Below are 5,551 nucleotides of genomic sequence, written 5' to 3'. Positions count from 1 at the left end.
AAAAAACTATTTTTTTATATGATTATTATATTAAATTTTAGGGGGTGAGTATGGAAGCCGCACAAAAGAAAGATGTCACCTTATTGCATGCCATCCATAAAATTTTACTGCAGGAATGGGATCCCTTAGGCATTCGTTGTAATCCGTCCATGCGGGATGAATATGAGGATTATTTACCCAAAGTTTTTAATATGCTGAATGAAAATGCCAGCGAGTCTGAAATTTTTGATTATCTATGGCGCATTGAGCATAAGGTCATGGAACAAAAGGGCAATAAACAACATACTTTAAGAATAGCGAGTTTGCTGAAAGCCTTGCTGGTTTAACGTTTAACTTGAATGGTGAAGCTAAGTAGCCCATCTAAAGATTTAGGCTGATCAGCTTAAACAAGCAAGATGGAATACAACGAATAGCTTAGTAAAAAACCGGTGTCTGGCACCGGTTTTCCTATTTCAGTTTAGAATTTCTTTTCTACACTAATGAGTACACTTGGAATGGCTTGACTCACGCGTGACTCATACAGGCTTCCATCAGACTGATTATTTAAGCGCTCTTTATAATCTGTGCTAAAAATATTACGCGCACTGAGTGTCGTTGCCCAGCCTTGATCAAAGCGTTTGGTCACACTGATATCCATATTCACCCGTTCATTGCTGGTCCGGTCATAAGGCTGATTATCCAGGGCACGGGTAAATTCAGGAACATAGTTCAGATTGACACTGCTGGAAAGACGCCAAGGCTGATAATTATAAGACAAACCGGCACTTGCGGTATAAGGCGCGACATCACTGGCTAAACGTTGTTGCTGGTTTTCATCTTCAATTTTTGCACGCACCGTAGACAGTTGTCCATTCAACATGAATGAATGACCATTTTCCGTTTGTTTCAAGGCATAACGACCGGCAATTTCAACCCCATAAGTGGTGGCATTGTCCTGGTTTTGTGGGCGTTCCACAAAACGTGTGCCTTCCTGACGAATGACTTTTTCAATGTAATCATTAATCTCACGTTGATAGGCCGTGATGTTGATGCCACCTGCAGGGGTGTTGTAACCTAGGGTCGATTCAAAGGCAGTGATTTTTTCAGGACGTAAATTTGGATTACCGCCACGGTCCGGGTTGTTCAAGCTGCCGGCATCGCTATCGGTAGAAACGGAAACCGTAGGTAAGAGCTGGTCGGTTTTTGGACTACGAAAAGCCTGGCTGATATTGGTTTGCAATGACCAGTGATCATCAAAATCAAAGCGATGTGCCAGAACAGGACTAAGGTGTTGGTCACTGTAATCCACCAGTCCGGAACGATTGATCCATTCCTGACGCGCACCCAAAGTCACGGTTTGCCGGTCGGTAAACTTCCAGCTACCTTCGCTATATAAGGCATAACGCTGTTCATCCAGTGTATCGCTAATATTGCTTTCAAGCTCACTTGAACGAATATCCGTACCAAATTTCAGCTGCTTGGTTTCATCAAACTTGCGCACACCATCATAAGCTATACCATATTCATTGACGGTTTCATCGGCATAACTGCTGAATAGCGGTGACTGGGTCGATTCAGTTTCATTTTGCTGTTCTACAGAAAGACGAATCTTGTCGGTATTGCCTTTATCCTTGCGTTCATAACGCGTGTTCAGACGGATACTGTCATTTTTATCATTTTGCGTCTGATTGCCACGGCTACCGTCACTTTCATTATTGCGATAGAACAGTTCCGCAACCAGTTTTTGCTGGTCATCTAACTCGTATTCAACCCGTGGCGACAGCATTTGTGACTTGCGTTCAGTAATGCGTTTTTGTTCACGTGTTTCGGTACTGGTTTGAGTCTGTGTGATTGAAGTGGTGTCATTCCACATTTGGTTGGCAGACAGGCTGTATAACCAGGCATTATCCCGCCCATCCATTTGTAAGCTCAGGTTTTTACGCTGTTCTTCTTTTTGATCCGATTTTGCCAAACCATATCCAGCACGGACTGTTCCGCTGATGCGGGCATTATCCAAGGGTTCTTTAAGAATAATATTGATGACTACGGAAGAGGCTACAGAAGCCTGAGCGACACTGGGTTGTTTGGTGATTTCAATACGTTCAATCATGTCTGGAGTTATGCTATCGACGACAGACATGCCACCACGTGGGCCGCCTTGTACTGGTTCACCATTGACTAAGAATACCGGGGCACCGCCACCACGAAAACGCATGCCTGAAGCACCGCCACCCCCACGTGGACCTTGTCCGGGTGTAGGCATTTGAAAACCGGCAGCACGACGTAGGGCATCATTCACCGACTGATCGCCGAATTGCAGCATTTCTTCGCGAGTGACAATAGTTTTCGCGACCGCACTGATATCCGGGTCTTTTGCTTGGGCTGGAGCGGCTTCAAATTTTAAAGTGGCCAGTGTTTGTACCGAATCAGTTTGGGGCGCAGCGCTGTCTGTGGTCGCTGTATTTGTAGTGGTATCAGCAGCCCAAGTTGGGGATATGAAAGTGAGCAAGGCATAACTTAATGCGCTTAATTGCCAACGCGGTTGTATGCGTTTCATTATTGAATGTTCCAAATGTAATTTTGCGTAAGATAGCGGAAAAATGTGGAGAAAATTTGTGGAAAATCACCGAAATAGAAATAAAAGAAAAAAATCTGATCGCAAGTAAAAATAATTAAAATGAGTGATTTAGCTCCGGCACCTTATAGGAGTTTGTATGGCTGGAGCGATGGTTTATGTTAATGGTTGAAGGATAAAATACAGTTCTGGCTGATCTTTTCAATAGTTGCCTCACTGATGCTGATTTGATCCCATTTAACCATTTGCTGAATCAGCCATTGAAAGTCTTCTATTTTAGGCTGAGATGATTCATCGACAAAGTTTCTGATAATATTTTGAATAGAATGAAATTTTTGTACATGAATGCTGTCTGAACAGTGAAACTGGATAATATTGAAATCCATCAGCATTTGCCAGACTTCAGTATAATCCTCTAGATATTTTAGTTCTTGTTGCGCTTTTTGAATGGCCTGAGTTAAAGCATGGTGTGTATTGGGATGTTGCATTGCCCAGTCGGCGGTTACTGCCAAAACTTTATCTGCAACCTTGGGAATAATATCCTGACTGGATGCCACAATCTGGCTGATGCCCAATAGCTCAGCTTGAGTATTCCAGGGTTCGCCGACACAGAAACCGTCAATCACATGATTGCTCAAAGCTTCAACCATATAAGGTGGTGGAAGTGTCGCAAGTTTCATGTGCTGCGCAACATCACGATCCGCGAGTGCAAGCCATTCTCTTAAACAATAATGATGAATCGACTGTTTAAACACATGCGCCAGCTGAATGTTTTTTTGCTGTTGAATCGCAGTGACTAATTTTTGTGCCGTTTGTTGCGCGTTATCTTGGGATGAAATTTGCAGGTCAAAACATAATTTCTGACTCAGACTGATAAAGGCGCGGTTATGACTCAGCACCAAAGACGTTTGTAAGGGAATACCGAGCTGGTCTTCACCCAGCGCGGCGGCAGGAAGCATGGCAGACAGACAATGTGCAGCATCCAAAAAGCCAAAGGCCAGCCGGTCTCTTAAACTGGCCCATGAGGCTTCCTTGACTAAAGTAATCTCCAGACCAAACTCATCAAAGAAGCCGCGTTGTTTGGCCCAAAGGATGGCCACACAGTCAAGCAGGGGAATGTAGCCAATTTGGATTTTGGTTTTTTCTAATGCTGTCATGGCCTAATCCTTGAATTGGTTTTGTAAAAGTTGTTGGGCATCTAATAAACGCCGTGCCATTTCTCCAATAGTCATGCGGTGGCTCATGGCATTTTTCCGTAATAATTGAAATGCCTGATCTTCAGAGAGGGAGTGCAATTGCATCATCAGCACTTTGGCTTTTTCGACCACTTTGCGGTCAGCCAGTTTATTTTTGGTATCTTCCAGATCATCCAGCAATTTTTTATGTTTTTTAAACTGGGCAATCGAAATTTCTAAAATGCTTTGCAGCTTGGCTGGATCAATGCCATCGACAATATAAGCGGTAACCCCGGCATCAATGGCACTTTTAATGGTGTCTTTGTCACTGTTTTTAGTAAACAGTACGGTGGGTAAGTCGAAATGGCTAACACAGCTTTCAATAATGTCACGATGTGGATGATCCATGTCCAGCAAAATAATATCTGCATGCAACTGTTCTAGACGGAACAGACTTAAATGATTGATCGTCAGGCAGGCAACCACCTCGAAATGATGCTCGATCAGGGAAGTTTTTATAAAGTTGGCACGTTCTTGATCGTCATCAATCAGTGCAATTTTCAGTTTTGGCATATTGAGCTAAATACCATCAAGCAAAGCCAGAAAAATTTCTATCTTAGCAAAAGCAATTTAAATGCCAAAATTATTAAAATATTATTTTTATTATAAAAATCAGATATAAATATTGAACGTCATACAGATGTGCACTGTCTTGAGGCAAAAATGCGCTACAACGAAGCACAATCAGGCTGGCTACAAATAGCCAGTGGCTTGTTCAGCAGAACAAAGCAATAAGTAAATTTGCTCAAAAAATAATAAAATTTAAATAAAAAATTATAATAAATAATCACTTATAAATATATTTTTATTGTTGGCACAGTCATTGCTTAAATCCTACTGAGTCAAAGACGACTCTATAAAAATTTGTAAGGCGGCCAACGACGTCCGTTCTGATCGAATCTGGTGTGCAGCGATCCGCATAGCAGATAGCCCTATACGTTCAGTTCAGGAAGGAGAAAGCCATGTCTTCAAATTTATATGAAAAGAAAGCTACAAAAATAAGTCTTTTTAGTTTTAACAGCGCAGCGATGAGAGCCTTCCACATGAGTTGGCTCGCTTTTTTTGTCTGCTTCTTTGCCTGGTTTGCTTGTGCACCCTTGATGCCTGTGATTGCAGGTGAATTTCACTTAACCAAAGACCAGATCGCCAATATCAATATTGCCGCGGTTGCAATTACCATTTTAGTTCGCCTGATTGTTGGACCATTGTGTGACAAGTATGGCCCACGTAAAACCTATACCGCACTACTGATTATCGGCAGTATTCCAGTCTTTGGTGTGGCCTCTGCCAATAGCTATGAATCTTTCCTTTTCTTCCGTCTATTGATTGGTGCGATTGGTGCCAGCTTTGTGATCACGCAATATCACACCAGTATTATGTTCGCACCGAATGTGGTTGGGACTGCCAATGCTGCATCGGCAGGCTGGGGTAATGCCGGCGGTGGAGCAACGCAAGCCTTAATGCCGTTAATGCTGGCTGCTTTGGTGATGTTTGGTGTTGAACAGGCAATGGGCTGGAGAATTGCTTTATTGGTGCCAGGTATTCTGATGATTATTGTTGGTGCAATGTACTGGAAATTCACCCAAGACTGTCCGCAAGGCAACTTTAAAGAACTTCGTGCACAAGGCATTCATGTCGGTAGCGATAAAAAAGGCGGCATGGCGATTCTGATGCACGCTGCACGTAACTATCGGGTCTGGATTTTATTTGGTGCTTATGCTGCGTGTTTCGGCATCGAAATCTTCATTCATAACATCGTAGC

5 protein-coding genes are annotated in these 5,551 nt (G+C 42.8%); 2 read left to right on the top strand and 3 right to left on the bottom strand.

Annotated elements, in window-relative coordinates; all coding sequences use genetic code 11:
• Positions 1–50: 50 nt before the first annotated feature.
• Complete coding sequence (locus B2Y23_RS05210; protein WP_291369412.1) at positions 51–326, top strand: hypothetical protein; 276 nt, start codon at positions 51–53, stop codon at positions 324–326.
• A gap of 131 nt (positions 327–457) precedes the next feature.
• On the opposite strand, the gene B2Y23_RS05205 is transcribed toward B2Y23_RS05210, so the two are convergent.
• The 3 genes from B2Y23_RS05205 to B2Y23_RS05195 all read right to left on the bottom strand — a co-directional run bounded on the left by B2Y23_RS05205 (position 458) and on the right by B2Y23_RS05195 (position 4,302).
• The gene (locus B2Y23_RS05205) at positions 458–2,536 is read right to left on the bottom strand and encodes a TonB-dependent receptor plug domain-containing protein (protein ID WP_291369410.1); all 2,079 of its coding nucleotides are present in this window, start codon (positions 2,534–2,536) and stop codon (positions 458–460) included.
• 179 nt (positions 2,537–2,715) lie between these two features.
• Positions 2,716–3,711 carry an ABC transporter substrate-binding protein gene (locus B2Y23_RS05200; protein ID WP_291353781.1) on the bottom strand — a complete coding sequence of 332 codons (996 nt, stop codon included), beginning with the start codon at positions 3,709–3,711 and terminating at the stop codon, positions 2,716–2,718.
• Positions 3,712–3,714: 3 nt separating this feature from the next.
• Positions 3,715–4,302: an ANTAR domain-containing response regulator gene (locus tag B2Y23_RS05195; RefSeq protein ID WP_291353783.1), complete on the bottom strand. Its 588-nt coding sequence runs from the start codon at positions 4,300–4,302 to the stop codon at positions 3,715–3,717.
• A 449-nt stretch (positions 4,303–4,751) separates the two neighbouring features.
• Here B2Y23_RS05195 and B2Y23_RS05190 point away from each other — a divergent pair.
• A partial coding sequence (locus B2Y23_RS05190) for an MFS transporter (protein WP_291369408.1) occupies positions 4,752–5,551 on the top strand: 800 nt, incomplete at its 3' end.

Origin of the sequence: Acinetobacter sp. UBA5934 (assembly GCF_002430855.1) — a bacterium.
Classification (GTDB): Bacteria; Pseudomonadota; Gammaproteobacteria; order Pseudomonadales; family Moraxellaceae; genus Acinetobacter.
Note: the sequence above shows the minus strand (reverse complement) of the source record. Positions and strands in the feature narration are given on the sequence as shown.